We start from the raw sequence: 20,596 nt of genomic DNA on the forward strand, positions 1-20,596 counted from the left end.
GACCGACTCGCCAGGCGAGTCGGTCGGGTTGATTGCCTCACGCCCACGCCGTCTGTTCGTCGTTCGCTCTGGTGCGGCGTTCGTCGAAGGTCCATTCTCTGCACATTCTCTTCCGGAGAGCATGCCATGGCTCACGAGCTCTACACCCGTACCAACCAGAAGATCTTCTTTGCAGGCCTCTCGCTGGAAAGCTGGCGCAAGGCCGAAGAGGCTGCCTCGATGAACTCTCAGGGGCTTATCCAGGCCGAGCGCGAGGCGTGTCTGTTTCACCTGTACGGCGCGTTGCTCGGCCTTTGCCACGAGATCGCCGGCTACTATCGCTCGCCGGGCGCCGATGCGCCGGTGGTGGAGGCGTTCCTGACGCGCAGCGTTCTAGAGGCCGCGCCGAGTCCGGAGCTCGCCGAGCTGCTGGAACTGTCGGAACAGCCGAGTACCTGGCTCGGGCAGTTGCTGGCCGCCTATCGTCAGCTGTTCCAGCCGCCTCGCGCCCCGGCCAAGGCCAAGACCGATCCGCGGCAGCCATTGATCGAGGCGGTCACCGTCGAGGACGAGACTCCGCCGCTGACCCGCGCCGAGCTGGAAGCCTGGCGGCAGAACCTCAAGGGGCTGGCGCTGCGCTTTCGCGAGTCGCTCACCGAGTGGTGACCGGCGACGCCGGGCTAATGGCGATGCCTGATGCGCAGGACCAGGGCGATGCCGCCCAGAATCGCGGTGCCGGCCAACAGTAGCGTTGTGGTCACCGCTTCGCCCAGCAGCACGGCACCGGCAATGGCCGCCAGTAGCGGAACGCTGAGTTGCACGCTGGCGGCCTGGATCGCCGCCAGACCGGGCAGGGCGGCGTACCAGATGGCATAGCCGACCCCGGACGTCAGCGCCCCGGAAAGCAGCGCGTAGGCCACGCCAGGCCAATCCCACGTCTGCTGGCCCAGCGAAAGCAGGCAGAGCACTGCCGCCAATGGAACCGCCCGTAGAAAATTACCCGCAGTGGCTGCAAGCGGTGTGGCTGCACCTCGTCCACGGAGCGAATAGACGCCCCAGGCGATGCCGGACAGGATCATCAGCAAAGCGCCATCCAAGGGCGGGGTGCTGCTCCCCGGGAGCAGCAGGATCACCAATCCACTGACCGCCAGCAGCAGGCCGGCGAGCTGCCCGGCGCTGAAACGCTCGCCTCTCAGCAAGCCCCAGGCAAGCATGCTCAGCTGTACGGCACCGAACAGCAGCAGTGCGCCGGCGCCGGCGTCCAGGTCAATATAGGCAAAGGAAAAGCAGGCCGCGTAGACGAACAGCGCCATGGCACCGACCCAGTCACCGCCTAGGGGCTGGTCGGCCCTGTCGACGCGCAACAGCAGCCATAGAGTGAGCGCTCCGGCGACTATCCGCAGGCCGGTGAAGCTGGCTGGATCGATGGCGGTGTCCCGCAGCGCGATCCGGCAGAGGATCGAGTTGCCGGCGAACGCCAGCATGGCCAGAGCGGTGAGCAGCAAGGTGCGGGTGGTCATGCACGATTCCTTGTCCCGGCGCAGAGATGCGCGCGCTTTTTTCAGCGCATGCTACGTTGCCGATCCGCCTTGGGCACGTCATTTTCGGGGCGCAACGCACGAGGTGTGCGCCCCGCAACGCGCCGGACTGGTGGCCTGAAGCGCCAAAGGCTGCCGCGACGGCGACCGGCTGCTACAATGGCGGCCTTTCACGCGGAGCTGATCCATGCCTACATCTTTTCTGGAAATCGTCGAGCTACCAGACGGGCGCATCGTGCTTCGTCGTGCCGAGGACGAAGAGGTGTTGGTCACGCTCGACTTTTCCGACGACGCCAAGCTCTTCCTGCAGGGGCAGCATGTGGAGATTGCCAAGGCGATGTTCAATGTTGGCGTTCAGATGGCGGGTCGGATGACAGAAGGCGATTTCGACCACGATGCAGACGAGCCGCGCGTTCTGCACTGAGCGCAGCTGCTCCGGGGCTCGGCCTTCACTTCACAACAGGCAGCACGTCCTTGTGCTCGCCGCCACTCAACAACCCAGACGAATATTCAGGCTCTGCGCCCCGCCCAGGCTGGCGGCGTTGCGCAGCTTGCTGCGTGTCGCGTCGTCGATCTGGCCGAGCCAGCTGATGACGGTATGGCTGCAGCCGGACGCCAGCGCCTTGCACGCGAGTTCCAGCGCGCCTTCCGCGTTGCGTGGTTGCAGCAGGATGATGCGCTCGCGGTTCAGGCCGCACTTGCGCAGGAAGCTCTGTGAAAGGAAGGCGGGCGGCGCGATCAGTGTCAGCCAGCGGCTGTCCGTCGCGTCGCCGAGTTCGCGCAGGATCGGCGTGAGCAGCAGATGACAGTGCTGACTGCTGCCGCTGAGGCTCAACTCGCTCAGGTGATCCTTTTTCTCCTGCTCGGGTTTGCTGCGCGGTGCAAGACTGCCGAACGGTGCCAGGCTTTGTGCGATGACACCGTCGAACAGCGATAGTTGGGGCCGGGAAGTGCTGGTCTGGTACTGCATAACCTTCTCCTCAGCGGCGTATGACGCCGACACTCAAGCCTTCGATAACCAATTCCTGATGTTCGAGATCGACCTCGATGGGGGCGAATTCCGGGTTTTCCGCCAGCAGCCAGACTTTCTTGCCGTCGCGCTTGAAGCGCTTGACGGTAACCTCGTCGCCGACCCGCGCGACCACGATCTGGCCATTGCGTGCTTCACGGGTGGTGTGCACCGCCAGCAGGTCGCCATCGAAAATGCCGATGTCCTTCATGCTCATGCCACGAACACGCAGTAGATAATCGGCGCGCGGATGGAAAAAGGCGGGGCTGATCTGGCAGGATTCCTCGACATGCTGCTGGGCCAGTATCGGTGCGCCAGCAGCGACGCGGCCGATGATGGGCAAGCCGGTTTCGGCAGGTGCGGGCTCGAAGTCGGGAATACGTATCCCGCGGGAGGCGCCGGGCGTCATCTCGATGGCGCCTTTGCGGGCGAGCGCCTTGAGGTGCTCCTCCGCGGCATTGGGCGATTTGAAGCCGAGCTCCTGAGCGATCTCCGCGCGGGTTGGCGGATAACCGTTGTCTTCCAGACAGCGCTTGATGAAGGCGAGGATTTCCGTCTGGCGAGGCGTCAGCTTGATCATGTCGGTCTCTATTCTTTTATACAGTGACTGGGATTATATACAGTGATCCGGCCTTGGCAATGAATGTTTCATGTCTGGTCAGCCGGCGGGCTGGGCAGTGCGTCTGCGACAATGACGCTAGTGCCACGCGGCGTTTCGTGGTTGACTTGCCGGTCGGTGAAACGTAAGTTTCAAACAGTTGTTTGTCTTTCGGAGGGGGCATGGCGCAGTCGGAAACAGTTGAGCGCATTCTTGATGCAGCGGAACAGCTGTTCGCGGAAAAAGGCTTCGCCGAGACCTCGCTTCGCCTGATCACCAGCAAGGCTGGGGTCAACCTCGCGGCGGTCAACTATCATTTCGGTTCGAAGAAGGCGCTCATCCAGGCGGTGTTCTCGCGTTTCCTCGGGCCGTTCTGTGCCAGCCTGGAGCGTGAGCTGGATCGCCGCGAGGCGCTCACCGACAAGAAGGACACGCTCGAGGAGCTCCTGGAAATCCTCGTGGAGCAGGCATTGGCGGTCAAACCGCGCAGCGGCGACGACCTGTCGATCTTCATGCGCCTGCTGGGCTTGTCCTTCAGTCAGAGCCAGGGCCACCTGCGGCGTTACCTGGAAGACATGTACGGCAAGGTGTTCCGTCGTTACATGCTCAAGGTTCACGACGCCGCGCCGGCCATTCCGCCCATCGAGCTGTTCTGGCGCGTGCACTTCATGCTCGGGGCTGCGGCATTCAGCATGTCCGGTATCAAGGCGCTGCGTGCGATCTCCGAGAACGATTTCGGCGTTCGGACTTCCATCGAGCAGGTGATGCGCATGATGGTGCCGTTCCTGGCAGCCGGCATGCGTGCCGACAGCGGTATCGATGACAATACCCTGGCGGCGGCGCAACCGATCGCGCGGCGCAACGCCGTGGCCATCCCGGCGAAGGCTTGAGCTACAAGCCTGCCGGGTGATCGGCTAAGCTAGCCGCCCATGGCCTTTCTCGATCTTCTGCATATCTCCGTCGCTGACCAGCAGCTTTACGGCTTTGCCGGCGGGCAGCTGCGTCTGCGCTTTCCGGTGTCCACCGCTCGTAACGGTGTCGGCGAACAGAATGGTTCCGGCTGTACACCGCGCGGCGTGCATCAGGTGCGTGCGCGCATCGGTGATGGCCTGCCCGAGGGGGCGGTGTTGCGCGGGCGGCGCTGGACCGGTGAAATCTGGACACCCGAGCTGCATGCGGTGTTTCCCGGGCGCGACTGGATCCTGACCCGCATCCTCTGGCTCAGCGGTTGCGAGCCGGGCGTCAACCGGATGGGGCAGGTCGACACCTTCCGCCGCTACATCTACATCCACGGCACGCCCGATTGCGAACCTATGAGTGTGCCGCTTTCCCACGGTTGCGTGCGTATGCGCAATGCCGATCTGCTGCAACTTTTCCCCAGGGTGCCGCCTCACTGTCAGGTGCGCATCACCGAGGCACCTTGCCCGAGCTGGGCTGCCGCTGAACTCGAATAAGGATCTGCGTCTGTATGCACGGTTCATTGATGCTGGACATCGCCGGTACCTGGCTGACTGCCGAGGATCGGCACCTGCTGCGCCAACCCGAAGTGGGTGGGCTCATTCTGTTCGCTCGCAATATCGAGTCTCCGCGACAGGTGGAGGAACTGTGCCGTGCGATCCGCGCCGTGCGCCCCGATCTGCTGCTGGCGGTGGATCAGGAAGGCGGCCGCGTGCAGCGGCTGCGCCAGGGTTTCGTGCGGCTTCCGGCAATGCGCGAACTGGCGCGTTGCACCGACGCTCCCAGGCTGGCCGAAGCCTGTGGCTGGGTCATGGCCAGCGAGGTGCTTGCGGTGGGCCTGGATTTCAGCTTCGCGCCGGTTCTCGATCTGGATCATCAGCGCAGCGCGGTGGTAGGCGCACGCGCCTTCGAGGGTGACCCGCAGGTCGCGGTGACGCTGATCGACGCCTTTATTCGCGGCATGCATGCCGCCGGCATGGCCGCCACTGGCAAGCACTTCCCCGGGCACGGCTGGGCTGAGGCCGATTCGCATGTCGCGATACCGGTGGATGAGCGCAGCCTCGACGAGCTGCGCCGCTGTGATCTGATTCCCTTTATGGCGCTGAGTGGCACGCTCGATGCGATCATGCCGGCGCATGTCATCTATCCTCAGGTCGACGAGCAGCCCGCCGGTTTTTCCCGGCGCTGGTTGCAGGACATCCTGCGCAACGAGCTGGGCTTCAAAGGCGTGATCTTCAGCGACGATCTCTCGATGGCCGGAGCGCATGTCGCAGGCGACGCGGCGCAGCGGATCGAATCCGCTCTGGGCGCTGGTTGCGACATGGGGCTGGTCTGCAACGATCGTGGGGCCGCAGAGCTGGCGCTGACTGCGCTGCAGCGCTTGAAGGTGACGCCGTCGACCGCGCTGGCGGGAATGCGTGGCCGGGCGGGCTGCCCGGCGGACTACAAGCAGAACCCTCGCTGGCTGGACGCCATCGGCGCGCTGAAGGCTGCCGATCTGATTGACTGATCCTTCTCTTTTCAAGGAATCCCCATGACTGTCCATGCCATCATCGGCGGCACCGGCCTGACCCAGTTGACCGGCTTCAAGCTGCACCGCGCACAGCTGATCGATACGCCCTATGGACGTCCCTCTGCGGAAATCCTGCGGGGCGAGTATGGCGGTCGCGAGGTGCTGTTCCTTGCGCGGCACGGCCATCCGCATCGTGTGCCGCCTCACCAGGTGAACTATCGCGCCAACCTCTGGGCATTGAAGCAGGCGGGCGCTGACGCGGTGCTCGCGGTCAATGCAGTGGGCGGCATTCACGCGGCGATGGGGTCCGGACATTTCTGCGTGCCGCACCAGATCATCGATTACACCTATGGTCGTGAGCAGACCTTCTTCGAGGGTGACATCGATCATGTGACGCATATCGATTTCAGCTATCCGTACGACGAAGCGCTGCGCGAACGGCTGATCGGCGCGCTGGCGGCAGAGGGTTTCGCCTTCAGCAGTCACGGTGTTTACGGCTGCACCCAGGGCCCGCGCCTGGAAACCGTGGCGGAAATCGTTCGGATGGAGCGCGACGGATGCGACATCGTGGGCATGACCGGCATGCCCGAGGCGGCACTGGCCCGCGAGCTGGAACTGCCGTACGCCTGCCTGGCGCTGGTGGTCAATCCGGCTGCGGGCAATGGGAGCGGGGTGATCACCATGGCGCAGATCGAGGCGGCACTCGCCGCGGGCATCGGCAAGGCCCGACTGGTCCTGGCGCGGATGTTGGCCGGTTGACTGCTCTTCAGGCAGGTGCGCGCGGTCCGGGCGGCTGCCTGCCACGACGTTGTCATAATGCGGCCTGAGACTGGTATTTTTGCGGCGGCACCCCATTGCGGTGAAGATGCTGCTTGCTACACTTGGCCGTCCTTTGGAGTACCGGAATGTCTTGCCAGGCACACACAATAAGAATTCTAAGAACGGTCGTGTTGCTGACGCTGCTTGGCGGCATGGCCGGTTGTTCGACCTGGTTCTCGGGTAACTTCAAGGACCCGAAAGTCGAACTCACCAAGGTCGATATCATCAAGGCGAGGCTGCTGGAACAGCAGTTCATGCTGCGTTTTCGCATCGACAACCCCAACGATCGCAGCCTGCCTGTACGCGGCCTCATCTACACCGTCCATCTCAACGACGTGGAGCTGGCCAGCGGCGAGTCCAGCGGTTGGCTGACCGTTCCCGCCAACAGCTTCGAATATTACGAAGTGCCGGTGCATACCAACCTGTGGCGGCACATGAAGTACATCGTGCGGCTGCTGGAAAAGCCGGATCGGCCGATCAACTACCGACTGGCCGGCGAGCTCAAGACCGGGCTGATGGCCGGGCGACGCGTGCACATTTCCAGCAATGGCGAGATAATCCCGGGCAACTTTATTCCGGAGTAGTACCCAGATGAGTCACGAGCCCCATGTGCATGGTCCCGACTGCAACCACGATCACGACCATGACCATCACCACGTTCACGGCCCGCATTGCAATCATGGCCACGAGCCGGTGCGTAATCCGCTGAAGGACGTCGGACGCAACGACCCGTGCCCTTGCGGCAGCCAGAAGAAATACAAGAAGTGCCACGGCGCCTGAGCCTGTCATGACACTTTCCATGAGCCTGTTCGCCGCCGCCACGCTGCTGATCGCCGCGCTGGCGGGCTATGCGCTGTATCTCTGGCGCCGTGTCTGGCGCAATGAACGGCAGCAGGCCGAGCTGAAGGAAAAACAGCAGACGGCGCTGGCGGAGGATCTGCGGATTCTCGCCAGCTGTCTGCTGGACGAGCAGCTGCCGCTCATCGAGGGCGCCATCCGCATCAAGGTGCTGCTCGACAATTACGACGCCGAGCTCGGGCAACATCCGCGCTGTCAGGTGTTCCAGCAGTTGTTCGAGGCCACCGAACAGGTGCCGACCCATGCCGCCTGGAAGGCCCTGGACAAGAGCGAGCGCCGTCGCCACGAAGCGCAGTTCAGCGCGCTGGAACTGCGGCACAAGGCAGAGGCGCGCCGCTCGGCCCGTTGGCTGCTCGACGAGGCTCTGCCAAAATCGCGCGACGCGGCCTGACCGACCTTCTTCGCCGTACGCCCTCTAATCTGTTAGCACCATCCTCGCCAAGCCCGCACAGGAGTCTTCGATGTCTCTGCGTCTGCCGTACGCCCTGGTTCGCCTGACGCTGGGGGCCGCACTCGGCCTGGCCGGCCTCGGCGGTTGTCAGGCCTATCTCGATAACCGCTACAGCGCCAGTCTGCCGCCGGCACAAGGCATTCAACCGCTGACCGGACTGGCGGGCAGTGCGAGCATCCGGCGCAATTCCCTGGGCATGCCGCTGATCGAAACCTCGTCGTTTCACGATGCGCTGTTTGCCATGGGATACGTCCACGCCACCGACCGACTGAGCCAGATGGTCAGCCTGCGGTTGATGGCCCAGGGCCGCCTGGCGGAAATGGTCGGCCCGGGCGTGCTGGAGACCGACCGTTTCATGCGGGCGGTCAATCTGCGCCAGAGCGCCGAGCTGCTGTACCGCGAATCCTCGCCGAGGATGAAAAAGTTCTTCGAGGTGTACGCCCGTGGCGTGAACGCCTACCTGTATCGCCATCGCGACAAACTGCCGATGGACCTCGCCGAGTCCGGCTACAAACCGGAGTACTGGAAGCCCGAGGATTCGGTGCTGGTGTTCTGTCTGCTCAATTTCGGCCTTTCGCAGAACCTGCAGGAAGAGGTCGCCGCGTTGCTGATGGCGCAGAAAGTGGGTAGCGACAAGCTGGCCTGGCTGTTGCCCATCTACCCGGACGAGGTGTTGCCGTTCGACGAGGTGGACAAGCTCAAGGGCTTGAAGCTGGGTGGCAATGTGCCCGGGCTGGCGGCACTCGAACGTGCCACACAGCCGCTGGCGGCTCTGACGCCGGCCGGCATGGCGGCTTCCAACAACTGGGCCATCGCCGGCAGCAACACGCGCAGCGGCAAGCCGATCCTGGCCAACGACACGCACCTTCCGCTGTCGATGCCCTCGTACTGGAATTTCATGCAGATCCGCGCACCGAAGTTCCAGGCGGCGGGTGTCACCATCGCCGGCGTCCCCGCCGTGGTGGCGGGCTTCAACGGCAAGCTCGGCTGGGGCATGACGATGGTCATGGGCGACAACCAGGACCTCTATCTCGAGCAGGTGCGTCGCGAAGGCTCGCGGCTGATGTACCTGGCCGACGGCAAATGGCTGCCGGCCCGCGAGCGCCACGAGACCTACTTCGTCAAGGGCGAGCGGCCGATCCGCGAGACCATTTTCGAGACTCGCAACGGCCCGCTGCTCAACAGCGTACTCGGCGAGCGCAAGCACCCGCTGCAACCGTTGCAGCTCGGTAGTGGCTACGGCCTGGCCCTGAAGACCACGCAGCTGGAAGCCGATCGCACGCTGGACGCCTTCTTCGACCTGTCCCGCGCGCAGTCGGTGGACCAGGCCTTCGAGGCGGCCCGGGAGATTCGCGCCGCCGCGCTCAATCTGGTGTTCGCCGACCAGCAGGGCATTGGCTGGCAGGTGACCGGGCGCTTCCCCAACCGTCGCGAGGGGCTGGGGCTGGTGCCGTCGCCGGGCTGGGACGGTCGCTACGACTGGGATGGCTATGCCGACCCGATGCTGCATCCCTACGACCAGGACCCGTTCCAGGGCTGGCTAGGCACCGCCAACCAGCGCAGCGTGCCGCGCGGCTATGGCATGCAGCTGTCCAGCTCCTGGTACGGCCCGGAGCGCTACGAGCGACTGGCGGAGCTGGCCGGGCGGGGCAAGCATGACACCCGCAGCACCATCGCCATGCAGTACGACCAGGTCACGCCGTTCGCTGCCAAGCTCAGGGCGATGTTCGAGGCGCCGGGCATGGCCGGGCCGCTGCGCCAGGCGATCGATGCCCTACCGGCCGCCGAACGCAGCAAGGCGCGCGAGGCGCTGGATCGGTTGCTCGCCTTCGATGGCAAGCTCGCGGCCGATTCGGCCAACGCCGCGCTGTATGGCGCCTTCCTGCACGAGAGTGCGCGGCACATCTTCCTCGACGAACTGGGGCCTGAGGACTCGCCGGCCTGGCGTGCGCTGGTACAGACCGCCAACACTTCCTATTCGGCCCAGGCGGACCATCTGCTCGGTCGCGAGGACAGCCCGTTCTGGAACGACCAGCGCACCGCGCAGAGCGAAGACAAACCGGCGATCCTGGCGCGCAGCCTGGCCGCTGCGGTGAGTTTGCTGGAAACCCGTCTGGGCAACGAGCGCAGCGCCTGGCAATGGGGCAAGCTGCATACCGCTCGCTGGACCTCCGGCGCGACGCAGCTGGCACCGCACATGGCGGCCGGCCAGCGCAGCAGAATCCACGCCATCGGCAACTACCTCGATCGTGGTCCGTATGCCATGGGCGGCGATCACAGCACGCTGAATGCCTCGGCCTATCACCTGGGCACGGACTTCGATACCTGGCTGATCCCGGCAATGCGCATCATCGTCGACTTCGGACTGGACGAACCGATGATCGGGCTGAACAGTTCGGGCCAATCCGGCAACCCGGCCAGCCCGCACTACGCCGACGGCATCGAGGCGTGGCTGAAGGCGCAGTACCTGAGCTTCCCGTTCAAGACGGAAAATCTCGACAAGGTCTATGGCACGCAGCGTCTGTTGCTGACCCCGGCCGGCAAGTGAGGTCGCCCCGCGCCGGCTTCAGGTCGGTCGCGGCGTCGCGGGTATCACCTCGAGCACGCGGATCGTGCCCGGCGCAGGGTAGTGCCAGCGCACGTCGACATCCCAGAACTGCGCGCCGTAGCGCCGCTCGGGCTCCGGCTTCTGGTATGCGGGGCGCGGGTCCTGTGCCAGGCATTGCTCGATGAGTTCCAGCAGTGGCTCGCCGAGGCGCAGCGCTTCGCGGTGGGCCTGCAGCAACCCGCTTTCCGTCCACTGCACCTCGATCAGTGTCGGCGCGTCCGCAGCCATGTCGTTGCGCGCATCCGGCAGGGCATCGGCGTAGGGCACATAGGGCTTGATGTCCAGCACCGGCGTGCCATCCAGCAGGTCGATGCCGGAGATGAACAGCCGATCCGCTTCGACGCGGTCCAGCCTGACCACCGATTGACCGATACCGTTGGGGCGATGCGTCGCGCGGGTGGCGAACACGCCGACCATGCGATTGCCGCCCAGGCGCGGCGGTCGCACCTTGAGACGTGGTGTGCTTTCCAGCGCCTGATGGAAGAGGAACAGCAGCCATACATGGCTGACCTGTTCGAGTCCGGCCACCGCATCGCCCTTGTCGAACGGCGGCAGCAGTTCCAGCATGCCGCGTGCGGCCGGGGCCAGGCTGGGTTGGCGCGGAATGGCGAACTTTTCCTTGAAGCAGGAGCGGACGTAGCCGATCGGCGAGACGCTATGTTGCATGGGGCAGGCCTGGATACGGACGGGCGGCTGCGCATATTACCCGCTATGGCGCCGCGCTGCGCGACGTCGGGCCGCGTCCTCTCGGGAGGTGGCGGCCCGGCGCCAGAGGCTTACAGGCCGAGCAGCTTGGCGACGTAGTCGGCATCCTTGTCGCCGCGGCCGGAGAGGTTGACCAGGATGTGGCTGTCCTTGCCCAGCGTCGGCGCGGTGCGAATCGCCCAGGCCACCGCGTGGGCACTTTCCAGGGCGGGGATGATGCCTTCGACGCGCGACAGGGTCATGAAGGCATCCAGACACTCCTGGTCGGTCGCGGTCTGGTAGTTCACCCGGCCGATGTCCTTGAGGTAGCTGTGCTGAGGGCCGACGCCGGGATAGTCCAGGCCGGAGGCGATGGAGTGCACTGCGGACGGGTTGCCCTCGGCATCTTCCAGCACGTAGCAGGCCATGCCGTGCAGTTCACCGGGTTTGCCCTTGGACAGGGTGGCCGAATGGCGGCCGGGCTTGTCCAGGCTTTCGCCCGCCGGCTCGATGCCCACCAGCTCGACCGCGGCGTCTTCCAGGAAGGCTGTGAAGATGCCCATGGCATTGGAACCGCCGCCGACGCAGGCGACCACCTGGTCCGGCAGGCGACCATGCCTGGCGAGAAACTGGCCGCGCGCCTCTTGACCGATGATCGACTGGAAATCGCGGACCATCTTCGGGAACGGATGCGGGCCTACCACCGAGCCGATGGCGTAGAGGTAGTTCTGCGGATCCTTCAGGTATTCCTCGAAGGCGCTGTCCACCGCTTCCTTGAGCGTCGCCGCGCCTCGGGTGACCGCCACCAGCTTGCAGCCGAGGATCTTCATCTTGGTGACGTTGGGATGTTCCTTCTCGATGTCCACCTGGCCCATGTGGATTTCGCAGGGGATGCCCACCAGCGCGCAGGCGGTGGCCAGGGCGACACCGTGTTGGCCGGCGCCGGTCTCGGCGATCACCTTGGTCTTGCCCATGAACCGGGCAAGCAGTGCCTCGCCCAGACAGTGATTGATCTTGTGTGCCCCGGTGTGATTCAGGTCCTCGCGCTTCAGGTGAATCTGCGCGCCACCGAGCTGCTCGGAGAGGCGCCGGGCATGGAAGATCGGGCTCGGCCGGCCCACGTAGTCGGCGAACAGGGCTGCCAGTTCCTGCTGGAAATCCTCGCGCTGGCGGATCTCTTCGTAGGCCAGGTTGATGTCGTCCATCGCCTGCTTGAGGTGCGGCGGCACCAGCTGGCCACCGTAGGGGCCGAAGTAGCCGTTGGCGTCGGGCATGGCAGTGAAACGAGGATCGGACGACATGGGTTCATCTCTGCAGGTTGAAGGGAGCGCCTGGTTACGCGGGGCCGATCATAAGCCAGCGTCTGTACCGCTGAAAATGCAGCCGCAGCCACGCCGCGATGCTCACCGGTTCGCTGCTGCGCGTTGCCGAACGCCGGGGTAGCGAAGGCGCTGGCCGGCACCGAGCAGGCTGTAGGTGGTTCGCGTTGTTCGCGGGATTGGCATTTATCGTGTAGGATGCCTCGCTTATTTCATCTGATCGGAGCAAATCAACGCTTTTGTTTTGTCGGCGCTCTTGTCGCCGAAGGGTATGGCTGTCATCAGCACAGCACGTCTTGCATGCCCGCCCCGCCATCAGGCCCGCGCAATTCCCATGGAATTGCACGCTACCTGCCGCAATACGTCGCACTGCGATGTCGTAAAGCCAGAACAAGTTCAGGAGATAGAACTGATGAACGAGGCTGAGCTCTCGCCTAATGATTCCGAAGCGCCCGCTGATCGAATCAATCCCGTAGTGTTCTACGGTTCCGCCATCGCCATCGTGGTATTCGCCGTATGGACGATGTTCTTCACCGATCGCTCGCTGGCGGTCATCAACACGGTACTCGGCTGGATATCCAACAGCTTCGGCTGGTTCTACTTTCTCGCCGTGCTGCTGTACCTGCTGTTCGTGGTGATCGTCGCCACCAGTCGTTACGGCAAGATCCGCCTCGGGCCGGATCACTCCAAACCTTCTGCATCGCCGAGCCGATCACCCAGTTTCTCGAGCCGCCGGTAGGTGAGGGCGGCACCACCCAGGCGGCACGCCACGCCATGGAGCTGACCTTCCTGCACTGGGGGCTGTCCGGTTGGGGCGTATACACCCTGGTGGGCATGTCGCTGGCCTATTTCAGCTTTCGCCAGGGGCTGCCGCTGTCGATCCGCTCGGCGCTGTATCCGATCTTCGGCAAGCGCATCCATGGCGCGATCGGCCACACCGTGGATGGCGCGGCCGTGCTGGGCACGATCTTCGGCATCGCCACGAGTCTGGGCATCGGCATCATCCAGCTGAACTTCGGCCTCAACTACATCTTCGGCATCCCCGAAGGGACCCTGACCCAGGCCGTGCTGGTGGTGCTGATCGTGGTGTTTTCGGCCATCTCGGCGGCCACCGGCGTGGAGCGCGGCATTCGCCGGCTTTCCGAGTTCAACATGCTGTTGGCCGTATTGTTGCTGTTGTTCGTGCTGGTGGTGGGCGACTCGGTGTTCCTGCTCAATGCTCTGGTGATGAATGTCGGCGACTACTTCTCCAACTTCATCAGCCTGTCGCTGGACACCTACGCCTACCAGCGCCCGACCGACTGGCTGAACGCCTGGACGGTGTTCTTCTGGGCCTGGTGGATCGCCTGGGGGCCTTTCGTAGGGCTGTTCCTGGCGCGCATTTCCCGCGGCCGGACCATTCGTGAATTCGTCATCGGCACGCTGTTGCTGCCGCTGGCCTTCATGATGGCCTGGATGTCGATCATGGGTAACAGCGCCATCGAGATGGTCATGGGCGGCGCGCTGGAGTTCGGCGAGCAGGCCATGAACAACCCTGGCTCATCGATCTACCTGTTCCTGCAGAGCCTGCCGTGGTCGGGCATCACCACCATCGTGGTGACCATCCTGGCCATCGTCTTCTTCGTCACCTCGGGCGACTCCGGTTCGCTGGTGCTGTCGAACTTCACCTCCATCCTCAAGGATGTGAACAGCGATGCGCCGGTGTGGATGCGCATTCTCTGGGCCGCGATCATCGGCGTGCTCACCCTCGCGCTGCTGATCGCCGGTGGCCTGACGGCGCTGCAGGGCACCGTGGTGATCATGGGGCTGCCGTTCTCCATCGTGCTGCTGTTCATGATGGTGGGGCTGTTCAAGGCCCTGCATGTTGAAGGCGTCATGGCCGACAGCTACCAGAAGAGCCTCGCCGGATATCTGTCCGGGCGAGCCACGCTGGAGCACACCCACATGAACTGGAGCCAGCGTCTTTCGCGGGCGATGAGCTTCCCCAGCCTGTCGCAGATTCGCCGTTATCTGAAGGAGGTCGGCAGGCCGGCCATGGAAGAGATCAAGAAGGCGCTGGGCGAGAAGGGCTTACCGGTGGAGATTCTCGAGGGCGAGCCGGGCAACGAGCATCTGATCCTCAACGTCAACCTGGGCAGCGAACAGGATTTCACCTATCAGATCTGGCCGGTGCGCAGCACCATGCCGTCGTTCGCCATGCGCACCCAGAGCAGCAAGGCCGATTACTACCGGCTCGAGGTGCACCTGCGCCAGGGCAGCCTGGGTTACGACCTGATGGGTTACTCGCGGCGCCAGCTGATCGAGGACGTCCTCGACCACTACGAACACCACATGCACTTCCTGCATCTGCAGCGCGAGAACGGTGGGGGTGAAAGCGGCATGCCCAACCCGGGCGCGACACCGACGGCCTGACCACACACGTCCGGGCGATCCCCGGGCGTTCCATTCACGTCGCGGCAGCGCTGATCCGTTGTCGCCTCGATTACAGGAGCTAGAACATGGCCCGTTTTTCACGGCAGCAACTCTATATCCATGGCGGCTACGTCGACGCCAGCAGCAACCAGACCTTCCAGAGCATCAACCCGGCCAACGGCGAAGTCCTGGCCGATGTGGCTGAGGCCGGTGCGGCCGACCTGGAGCGCGCGGTAGAAAGTGCCGAGCAGGGCCAGCGCATCTGGGCGGCACTCACAGGCATCGAGCGGGCGCGCATCATGCGTCGCGCGGTGGACCTGCTGCGCGAGCGCAACGACGAGCTGGCGCTGCTGGAAACCCTGGACACCGGCAAGCCGCTGAGCGAAACCCGCAGCGTCGACATCGTCACCGGCGCCGACGTGCTGGAGTACTACGCCGGCCTGGCTCCGGCCATCGAGGGAGAACAGATTCCGCTGCGTGACAGCAGTTTCGTCTATACCCGCCGCGAACCGCTTGGCGTGGTCGCCGGCATCGGCGCCTGGAACTACCCGATCCAGATCGCCCTGTGGAAGGCGGCTCCGGCGCTGGCCGCCGGCAACGCGATGATTTTCAAACCCAGCGAGGTGACGCCGCTGAGCGCGCTGAAGCTGGCGGAAATCTTCAGCGAAGCCGGGCTGCCCGATGGCGTGTTCAACGTGCTGACCGGCAGTGGTGCCGGTGTCGGAGCGCTGATCACCGAGCACCCGCGCATCGCCAAAGTGTCGTTCACCGGCGGCGTGGCCACCGGCAAGAAGGTCATGGCCAGTGCGGCGGCGTCGTCGCTGAAGGACGTGACCATGGAACTGGGTGGCAAGTCGCCGCTGATCGTCTGCGAGGATGCCGATCTGGATCGCGCAGCCGATATCGCGGTCATGGCCAACTTCTTCAGCTCCGGCCAGGTGTGCACCAACGGCACCCGGGTGTTCGTCCCGGCGGGCCTGAAAGCGGCGTTCGAGGCCAAGCTGCTGGAGCGTGTGCAGCGCGTTCGCCTGGGTGATCCGCAGCAGGAGGCGACCAACTTCGGCCCGCTGGTCAGCTTTGCGCACATGGACAAGGTGCTCGACTACATCGCCCAGGGCAAGGCCGCCGGCGCGCGCATTCTGTGTGGCGGCGAGCGGGTGACCGAGGGCGAGTACGCCAAGGGCGCCTTCGTCGCCCCGACCATCTTCAGCGACTGCAGCGACGACATGAGCATCGTGCGCGACGAAATCTTCGGCCCGGTGCTGAGCCTGCTCGAATACCAGGACGAAGAGGAGGTCATCCGTCGCGCCAACGCCACCGAGTACGGCCTGGCCGCGGGCGTGGTCACCCCTGACCTGGCGCGGGCGCACCGCATCATCCATCGCCTCGAGGCCGGCATCTGCTGGATCAATACCTGGGGCGAATCGCCGGCGCAGATGCCGGTCGGTGGCTACAAGCAGTCAGGCATCGGCCGCGAGAACGGCATCGCCTCGCTGGCGCACTACACGCGAGTCAAATCGGTACAGGTGGAGCTGGGCGAGTTCGCCTCGGTGTTCTGAGGGAAAGGAGGACGCATGGAATACGACTACATCGTCATCGGCGCGGGTTCGGCCGGTAATGTGCTGGCCGCGCGCCTGACCGAGGACGCCGACGTCAGCGTGCTGCTGCTGGAAGCCGGCGGCCCGGACTACCGGCTGGATTTCCGCACCCAGATGCCTGCCGCGCTGGCGTATCCGCTGCAAGGCACGCGCTACAACTGGGCCTACAAGACCGATCCCGAACCGCACATGAACAACCGCCGCATGGACTGCGGCCGCGGCAAGGGCCTGGGTGGTTCCTCGCTGATCAACGGCATGTGCTACATCCGCGGCAACGCCCTGGACTACGACAACTGGGCGAAGGCACCGGGGCTGGAGGACTGGACCTACCTCGACTGCCTGCCGTACTTCCGCAAGGCCGAGTCGCGCGACATCGGCCCCAACGACTACCACGGCGGCGATGGCCCGGTCAGCGTGACCACACCCAAGGCCGACAACAACGAGCTGTTCCATGCCATGGTGGAAGCGGGCGTGCAGGCTGGCTATCCGCGTACCGATGACCTCAATGGCTACCAGCAGGAAGGCTTCGGCCCGATGGATCGCACCGTCACGCCCCAGGGCCGGCGCGCGAGCACGGCGCGCGGTTATCTGGACCAGGCCAAGGAGCGGCCGAACCTGACCATCCATACCCATGCCGTCACCGACCGCGTGCTGTTCGAGGGCAAGCGTGCCGTCGGCGTTCGTTATCTGCGCGGCCGCGAGCAGCCGCAGGTGGCGCGCGCGCGCCGCGAAGTGCTGCTGTGCGGCGGCGCCATCGCCTCGCCGCAGATCCTGCAGCGTTCGGGGGTCGGCCCTGGCGCGTTGCTGAAGAAGCTCGGCGTCACGCTGGTGCAGGAGTTGCCCGGCGTAGGCCAGAACCTGCAGGACCACCTGGAGATGTACCTGCAGTTCGAGTGCCTGAAGCCGGTGTCGCTGTACCCGGCGCTCAAGTGGTGGAACCAGCCGGCGATCGGCGCCGAGTGGCTGTTCCTCGGCAGCGGCATCGGTGCCAGCAACCAGTTCGAGGCCGGCGGCTTCATCCGCAGCAGCGACGAGTTCGAATGGCCGAACATCCAGTTCCACTTCCTGCCGGTGGCGGTCAGCTACAACGGCAGCAACGCCCATGACGGCCACAGCTTCCAGGCCCACGTCGGCTCGATGCGTTCACCCAGTCGCGGGCGCATCGAGATTCGCTCCACCGATCCGCGGGTCGACCCCAGCATCCTGTTCAACTACATGGCCCACGAGCAGGACTGGCGCGAGTTTCGCGATGCCATCCGCATCACCCGCGAGATCATCGCGCAGCCGGCGCTCGATCCGTACCGTGGTCGCGAGTTGAATCCGGGCGTGGAGGCGCAGAGCGACGCCGAGCTGGACGCCTTCGTCCGCGAGCACGCCGAGACGGCCTATCACCCGTCCTGCTCCTGCAGGATGGGCACCGACGACATGGCCGTGGTCGACGGGCAGGGCCGTGTGCATGGAGTGGACGGGTTGCGCGTGGTGGATGCCTCGATCATGCCGCAGATCATCACCGGCAACCTCAACGCCACCACCATCATGCTGGCCGAGAAGATCGCCGACCGGATTCGCGGGCGCAGCCCGCTGCCGCGCAGCACGGCGAGCTACTACGTCGCCAACGGCGCACCGGTGCGGCAACCACCGCAGCGTTGACGGATCGTCAATCGGTGGAGAAGGCCTCGCCGTAGGCTGTCGAGGACTGGTTGCGCAGAAATGAAAACGCCCCGCTAGTGCGGGGCGTTTTCCTGTAGCGGAGCAGTTCAGATCACTTCGGCCCAGAGGTCGTACTCGTCGGCATTGGTGACGCGCACGCGCACCTTGTCGCCCGGCTGCAGCGGTTGTTCGCTGTCAACGTAGACCATGCCGTCAATCTCCGGGGCATCGGCCCAGGAGCGGCCGATGGCGCCGTCCTCATCCACTTCATCGATCAGTACATCCAGTTCCTTGCCGACCTTCAGCTGCAGGCGCGCGGCGCTGATGGCCTGCTGGTGCGCCATGAAGCGGTCCCAGCGATCCTGCTTGATCTCGTCCGGTACCGGCTCCAGGTCCATGGCCTCGGCCGGCGCGCCGTCAACCGGCGAATACTGGAAGCAGCCGACGCGGTCGAGCTGGGCTTCGGTCAGCCAGTCCAGCAGGTACTGGAAATCTTCTTCGGTCTCGCCGGGGAAGCCGACGATGAAGGTCGAGCGGATGGTCAGCTCGGGACAGATCTCGCGCCATTTCTTGATGCGCGCCAGAGTCTTGTCCTCGAAGGCCGGGCGCTTCATCGCCTTGAGCACCTTCGGGCTGGCGTGCTGGAAGGGGATGTCCAGGTACGGCAGGATCTTGCCGGCGGCCATCAGCGGGATCACATCATCGACGTTGGGGTAGGGGTAGACGTAGTGCAGGCGCACCCAGACGCCCATCTTGCCCAGCTCCTCGCACAGCTCGAGCATGCGCGTCTTGACCGGCTGGCCGTTCCAGAAGTCCAGCTTGTACTTGAGGTCGACGCCATAGGCGCTGGTGTCCTGGCTGATCACTAGGACTTCCTTCACGCCGGCCTTGACCAGGCGCTCGGCTTCGCTGAGCACATCGCCCACCGGGCGGCTGACAAGCTTGCCGCGCATGGACGGGATGATGCAGAAGCTGCAGCTGTGGTTGCAGCCTTCGGAAATCTTCAGATAGGCGTAGTGGCGCGGGGTGAGCTTGATGCCCTGCGGCGGCACCAGATCGACGAAGGGATCGTGTTCGATGCTCGGAGGCACCACTTCGTGCACCGCGTTGACCACCTGCTCGTACTGCTGCGGGCCGGTAACCGCCAGCACGCTGGGATGCACGCCGCGGATGTTGTTCTCGTCCACGCCCATGCAGCCGGTGACGATCACCTTACCGTTCTCGGCGATCGCCTCGCCAATGGCGTCCAGCGATTCGGCCTTGGCGCTGTCGATGAAACCGCAGGTATTGACCACCACCACATCGGCATCCTCATAGGACGGCACGATCTGGTAGCCCTCCATGCGCAGCTGAGTGAGGATGCGTTCGGAATCGACGGTCGCCTTGGGGCAACCCAAGCTCACGAACCCGACTGTTGGCGTTTTGCTCATCGACTTTGAACCTCGAAAACCGCGCATGAAAAAGGCGCGCGAGTATACAGAGCTGAGCATTTTTTAGCCATGCCGAACGTGCCGTTCAGCGGGACGTTGCAGCGACGCCGGCGGTCTGTGCGGGTGGCTGCGGCAGATAGCGCTTGAGCCTGAGCGCCGGCGCTTCGATCAGATGCCAGCACAGCGCGGCGGCGGCCAGGCTGGTGATGAAACTCAAGCCCATGAACGGCAGCAGCGGTAGCCGGCCATCGCTCCAGTGCATGATCAGCTGCTGGATCGGAAAGGCGAAGATGTACAGGCCGTAGGAGAAGTCGCCGGCCTTGCCGAACCCGGCCAGGCGCGGGATGCGTAGCTGGGCGAGGTAGAGCGTGAGGTAGGGGAGCGTCAGCACGTGGACGAACTCCCACTGGTCGTTGCGCGCGAAGATCAGGTTGGCGACCACCATCAGCGTGGCGAGCTTCCAGCTCCACAGGATTCGCTGGCGATACAGGTAGAAGATCACTCCGGCATAGAAGAACGCTCCCAGTCGGGTGGCCTTGTACAGCAGGTCGCTCTGCACCTCGTAGAGGGGGATCAGCCAGAAATGCGTGACGACCATCAGCAGCAGGCTGATCAGCGCCATGTTGCGACCGAATGCCTTGAGCAGGCCAAGCGTTACCACGGTGGCATACATCAGCACCTCGTAGGGCAGCGTCCACAGCGAGCCGTTGACCGTGTCCGGGAAGGGATTGCTGGCGAACACGCCGGGCAGGCGGAACTCGGTGATCAGCGCGGCATTGCTCAGGTAGGCGAAGGTGTCGGGTGCGCTGAAGTACTCGCCCAGCGGCAGGCGCGTGGCCAGCGGCCCGATCACGAGCACGACGAACAGCACCGAAACGATCAGCGCCGGCATGATGCGCAGCGCCCGCTTGGCGGCGAAGTCCAGCACGCTGCGGCTGTTCAGCCAGGAGGCGGCGATCAGGAAGCCGCTCATGACGAAGAACACGTGCACGGCGATGTCCGCCGAGTCGTAGCTGCCACTGAACAGGCGCAACGGCTCCTGGTGCGCCTGCCCGGCGAGGCCGTAGCTGTGACCGAACACCACCATCGCGGCGGCGAAAAAACGCAGGAAATCGAAGTTGTTGTCTCGGTTCGCCGGGGTGGGCGTGGGCATCGGAACCTCCTTGTGGGTGT

At 64.6% G+C, this 20,596-nt stretch carries 19 protein-coding genes and 1 pseudogene; 13 read left to right on the forward strand and 7 right to left on the reverse strand.

From position 1 onward, the window contains the following. The first annotated feature begins 126 nt into the window (after positions 1–126). Entirely contained in the window at positions 127–645 is a 519-nt protein-coding gene (locus tag PSTAB_RS08095; RefSeq protein ID WP_013982480.1) for a DUF6586 family protein, read from the forward strand. A gap of 14 nt (positions 646–659) precedes the next feature. On the opposite strand, the gene PSTAB_RS08100 is transcribed toward PSTAB_RS08095, so the two are convergent. Beyond that, positions 660–1,499: a DMT family transporter gene (locus tag PSTAB_RS08100; protein ID WP_013982481.1), complete on the reverse strand. Its 840-nt coding sequence runs from the start codon at positions 1,497–1,499 to the stop codon at positions 660–662. Positions 1,500–1,704: 205 nt separating this feature from the next. On the opposite strand from PSTAB_RS08100, the gene PSTAB_RS08105 reads away from it, so the two are divergent. Next, positions 1,705–1,941: a hypothetical protein gene (locus PSTAB_RS08105; protein ID WP_011912887.1), complete on the forward strand. Its 237-nt coding sequence runs from the start codon at positions 1,705–1,707 to the stop codon at positions 1,939–1,941. Between the two features lie 66 nt (positions 1,942–2,007). Here PSTAB_RS08105 and sulA read toward each other — a convergent pair whose 3' ends face one another. Beyond that, positions 2,008–2,487, reverse strand: a complete 480-nt coding sequence (gene sulA, locus PSTAB_RS08110) for an SOS-induced cell division inhibitor SulA (RefSeq protein WP_011912888.1) — start codon at positions 2,485–2,487, stop codon at positions 2,008–2,010. Positions 2,488–2,497: 10 nt separating this feature from the next. Beyond that, complete coding sequence (lexA, locus tag PSTAB_RS08115; protein ID WP_013982482.1) at positions 2,498–3,106, reverse strand: transcriptional repressor LexA; 609 nt, start codon at positions 3,104–3,106, stop codon at positions 2,498–2,500. A gap of 200 nt (positions 3,107–3,306) precedes the next feature. Between lexA and PSTAB_RS08120 the strand changes: the two genes are divergently transcribed. The 8 genes from PSTAB_RS08120 to PSTAB_RS08155 all read left to right on the forward strand — a co-directional run bounded on the left by PSTAB_RS08120 (position 3,307) and on the right by PSTAB_RS08155 (position 10,270). Then, a complete protein-coding gene (locus PSTAB_RS08120; protein WP_011912890.1) occupies positions 3,307–4,014 on the forward strand; it encodes a TetR/AcrR family transcriptional regulator in 708 nt (235 codons plus the stop codon). A gap of 39 nt (positions 4,015–4,053) precedes the next feature. Further along, on the forward strand, positions 4,054–4,578 hold the full coding sequence (locus PSTAB_RS08125) for a L,D-transpeptidase (RefSeq protein WP_013982483.1): 525 nt from the start codon (positions 4,054–4,056) through the stop codon (positions 4,576–4,578). A 14-nt stretch (positions 4,579–4,592) separates the two neighbouring features. Next, the gene (gene nagZ, locus PSTAB_RS08130; protein WP_013982484.1) at positions 4,593–5,591 is read left to right on the forward strand and encodes a beta-N-acetylhexosaminidase; all 999 of its coding nucleotides are present in this window, start codon (positions 4,593–4,595) and stop codon (positions 5,589–5,591) included. A 24-nt stretch (positions 5,592–5,615) separates the two neighbouring features. After that, entirely contained in the window at positions 5,616–6,353 is a 738-nt protein-coding gene (locus PSTAB_RS08135) for an S-methyl-5'-thioinosine phosphorylase (protein ID WP_013982485.1), read from the forward strand. 146 nt (positions 6,354–6,499) lie between these two features. After that, entirely contained in the window at positions 6,500–6,997 is a 498-nt protein-coding gene (locus tag PSTAB_RS08140; protein WP_011912894.1) for an LEA/WHy family protein, read from the forward strand. A gap of 7 nt (positions 6,998–7,004) precedes the next feature. Then, positions 7,005–7,193: an SEC-C metal-binding domain-containing protein gene (locus PSTAB_RS21150; protein WP_013982487.1), complete on the forward strand. Its 189-nt coding sequence runs from the start codon at positions 7,005–7,007 to the stop codon at positions 7,191–7,193. Between the two features lie 7 nt (positions 7,194–7,200). Beyond that, entirely contained in the window at positions 7,201–7,662 is a 462-nt protein-coding gene (locus PSTAB_RS08150) for a DUF2489 domain-containing protein (protein ID WP_011912895.1), read from the forward strand. Between the two features lie 70 nt (positions 7,663–7,732). After that, complete coding sequence (locus tag PSTAB_RS08155; protein ID WP_013982489.1) at positions 7,733–10,270, forward strand: penicillin acylase family protein; 2,538 nt, start codon at positions 7,733–7,735, stop codon at positions 10,268–10,270. A gap of 18 nt (positions 10,271–10,288) precedes the next feature. Here PSTAB_RS08155 and tsaA read toward each other — a convergent pair whose 3' ends face one another. Further along, the gene (gene tsaA / locus PSTAB_RS08160; RefSeq protein ID WP_013982490.1) at positions 10,289–10,996 is read right to left on the reverse strand and encodes a tRNA (N6-threonylcarbamoyladenosine(37)-N6)-methyltransferase TrmO; all 708 of its coding nucleotides are present in this window, start codon (positions 10,994–10,996) and stop codon (positions 10,289–10,291) included. Between the two features lie 110 nt (positions 10,997–11,106). After that, positions 11,107–12,315: a tryptophan synthase subunit beta gene (gene trpB, locus PSTAB_RS08165; protein ID WP_011912898.1), complete on the reverse strand. Its 1,209-nt coding sequence runs from the start codon at positions 12,313–12,315 to the stop codon at positions 11,107–11,109. Between the two features lie 430 nt (positions 12,316–12,745). Between trpB and betT the strand changes: the two are divergent. From betT to betA, 3 genes and pseudogenes are all read left to right on the forward strand, one after another. Further along, positions 12,746–14,745: pseudogene (betT, locus tag PSTAB_RS08170) on the forward strand (choline BCCT transporter BetT). Between the two features lie 86 nt (positions 14,746–14,831). Further along, positions 14,832–16,304 carry a betaine-aldehyde dehydrogenase gene (gene betB, locus PSTAB_RS08175; protein ID WP_013982491.1) on the forward strand — a complete coding sequence of 491 codons (1,473 nt, stop codon included), beginning with the start codon at positions 14,832–14,834 and terminating at the stop codon, positions 16,302–16,304. Between the two features lie 15 nt (positions 16,305–16,319). After that, positions 16,320–17,993, forward strand: coding sequence for a choline dehydrogenase (gene betA, locus PSTAB_RS08180; RefSeq protein ID WP_013982492.1), 1,674 nt, complete (start codon positions 16,320–16,322; stop codon positions 17,991–17,993). Between the two features lie 107 nt (positions 17,994–18,100). Here betA and rimO read toward each other — a convergent pair whose 3' ends face one another. Together rimO and PSTAB_RS08190 are read right to left on the reverse strand one after the other, a co-directional pair. Continuing rightward, entirely contained in the window at positions 18,101–19,423 is a 1,323-nt protein-coding gene (rimO, locus tag PSTAB_RS08185) for a 30S ribosomal protein S12 methylthiotransferase RimO (RefSeq protein WP_013982493.1), read from the reverse strand. Between the two features lie 85 nt (positions 19,424–19,508). After that, on the reverse strand, positions 19,509–20,576 hold the full coding sequence (locus tag PSTAB_RS08190; protein WP_013982494.1) for an acyltransferase family protein: 1,068 nt from the start codon (positions 20,574–20,576) through the stop codon (positions 19,509–19,511). Between the last annotated feature and the right edge of the window lie 20 nt (positions 20,577–20,596).

It is taken from the genome of Stutzerimonas stutzeri, assembly GCF_000219605.1.
GTDB classification, from domain to species: Bacteria; Pseudomonadota; Gammaproteobacteria; order Pseudomonadales; family Pseudomonadaceae; genus Stutzerimonas; species Stutzerimonas stutzeri.

Coding starts and splice junctions, on each gene's coding strand:
- PSTAB_RS08095 (WP_013982480.1), top strand. CDS start 127: ATGGCTCACGAGCTCTACACCCGTACCAACCAGAAGATCTTCTTTGCA.
- PSTAB_RS08150 (WP_011912895.1), top strand. CDS start 7,201: ATGACACTTTCCATGAGCCTGTTCGCCGCCGCCACGCTGCTGATCGCC.
- PSTAB_RS08120 (WP_011912890.1), top strand. CDS start 3,307: ATGGCGCAGTCGGAAACAGTTGAGCGCATTCTTGATGCAGCGGAACAG.
- PSTAB_RS08125 (WP_013982483.1), top strand. CDS start 4,054: ATGGCCTTTCTCGATCTTCTGCATATCTCCGTCGCTGACCAGCAGCTT.
- PSTAB_RS08190 (WP_013982494.1), bottom strand. CDS start 20,576: ATGCCCACGCCCACCCCGGCGAACCGAGACAACAACTTCGATTTCCTG.
- sulA (WP_011912888.1), bottom strand. CDS start 2,487: ATGCAGTACCAGACCAGCACTTCCCGGCCCCAACTATCGCTGTTCGAC.
- PSTAB_RS08105 (WP_011912887.1), top strand. CDS start 1,705: ATGCCTACATCTTTTCTGGAAATCGTCGAGCTACCAGACGGGCGCATC.
- trpB (WP_011912898.1), bottom strand. CDS start 12,315: ATGTCGTCCGATCCTCGTTTCACTGCCATGCCCGACGCCAACGGCTAC.
- lexA (WP_013982482.1), bottom strand. CDS start 3,106: ATGATCAAGCTGACGCCTCGCCAGACGGAAATCCTCGCCTTCATCAAG.
- PSTAB_RS21150 (WP_013982487.1), top strand. CDS start 7,005: ATGAGTCACGAGCCCCATGTGCATGGTCCCGACTGCAACCACGATCAC.
- nagZ (WP_013982484.1), top strand. CDS start 4,593: ATGCACGGTTCATTGATGCTGGACATCGCCGGTACCTGGCTGACTGCC.
- rimO (WP_013982493.1), bottom strand. CDS start 19,423: ATGAGCAAAACGCCAACAGTCGGGTTCGTGAGCTTGGGTTGCCCCAAG.
- PSTAB_RS08155 (WP_013982489.1), top strand. CDS start 7,733: ATGTCTCTGCGTCTGCCGTACGCCCTGGTTCGCCTGACGCTGGGGGCC.
- betB (WP_013982491.1), top strand. CDS start 14,832: ATGGCCCGTTTTTCACGGCAGCAACTCTATATCCATGGCGGCTACGTC.
- PSTAB_RS08135 (WP_013982485.1), top strand. CDS start 5,616: ATGACTGTCCATGCCATCATCGGCGGCACCGGCCTGACCCAGTTGACC.
- PSTAB_RS08100 (WP_013982481.1), bottom strand. CDS start 1,499: ATGACCACCCGCACCTTGCTGCTCACCGCTCTGGCCATGCTGGCGTTC.
- tsaA (WP_013982490.1), bottom strand. CDS start 10,996: ATGCAACATAGCGTCTCGCCGATCGGCTACGTCCGCTCCTGCTTCAAG.
- betA (WP_013982492.1), top strand. CDS start 16,320: ATGGAATACGACTACATCGTCATCGGCGCGGGTTCGGCCGGTAATGTG.
- PSTAB_RS08140 (WP_011912894.1), top strand. CDS start 6,500: ATGTCTTGCCAGGCACACACAATAAGAATTCTAAGAACGGTCGTGTTG.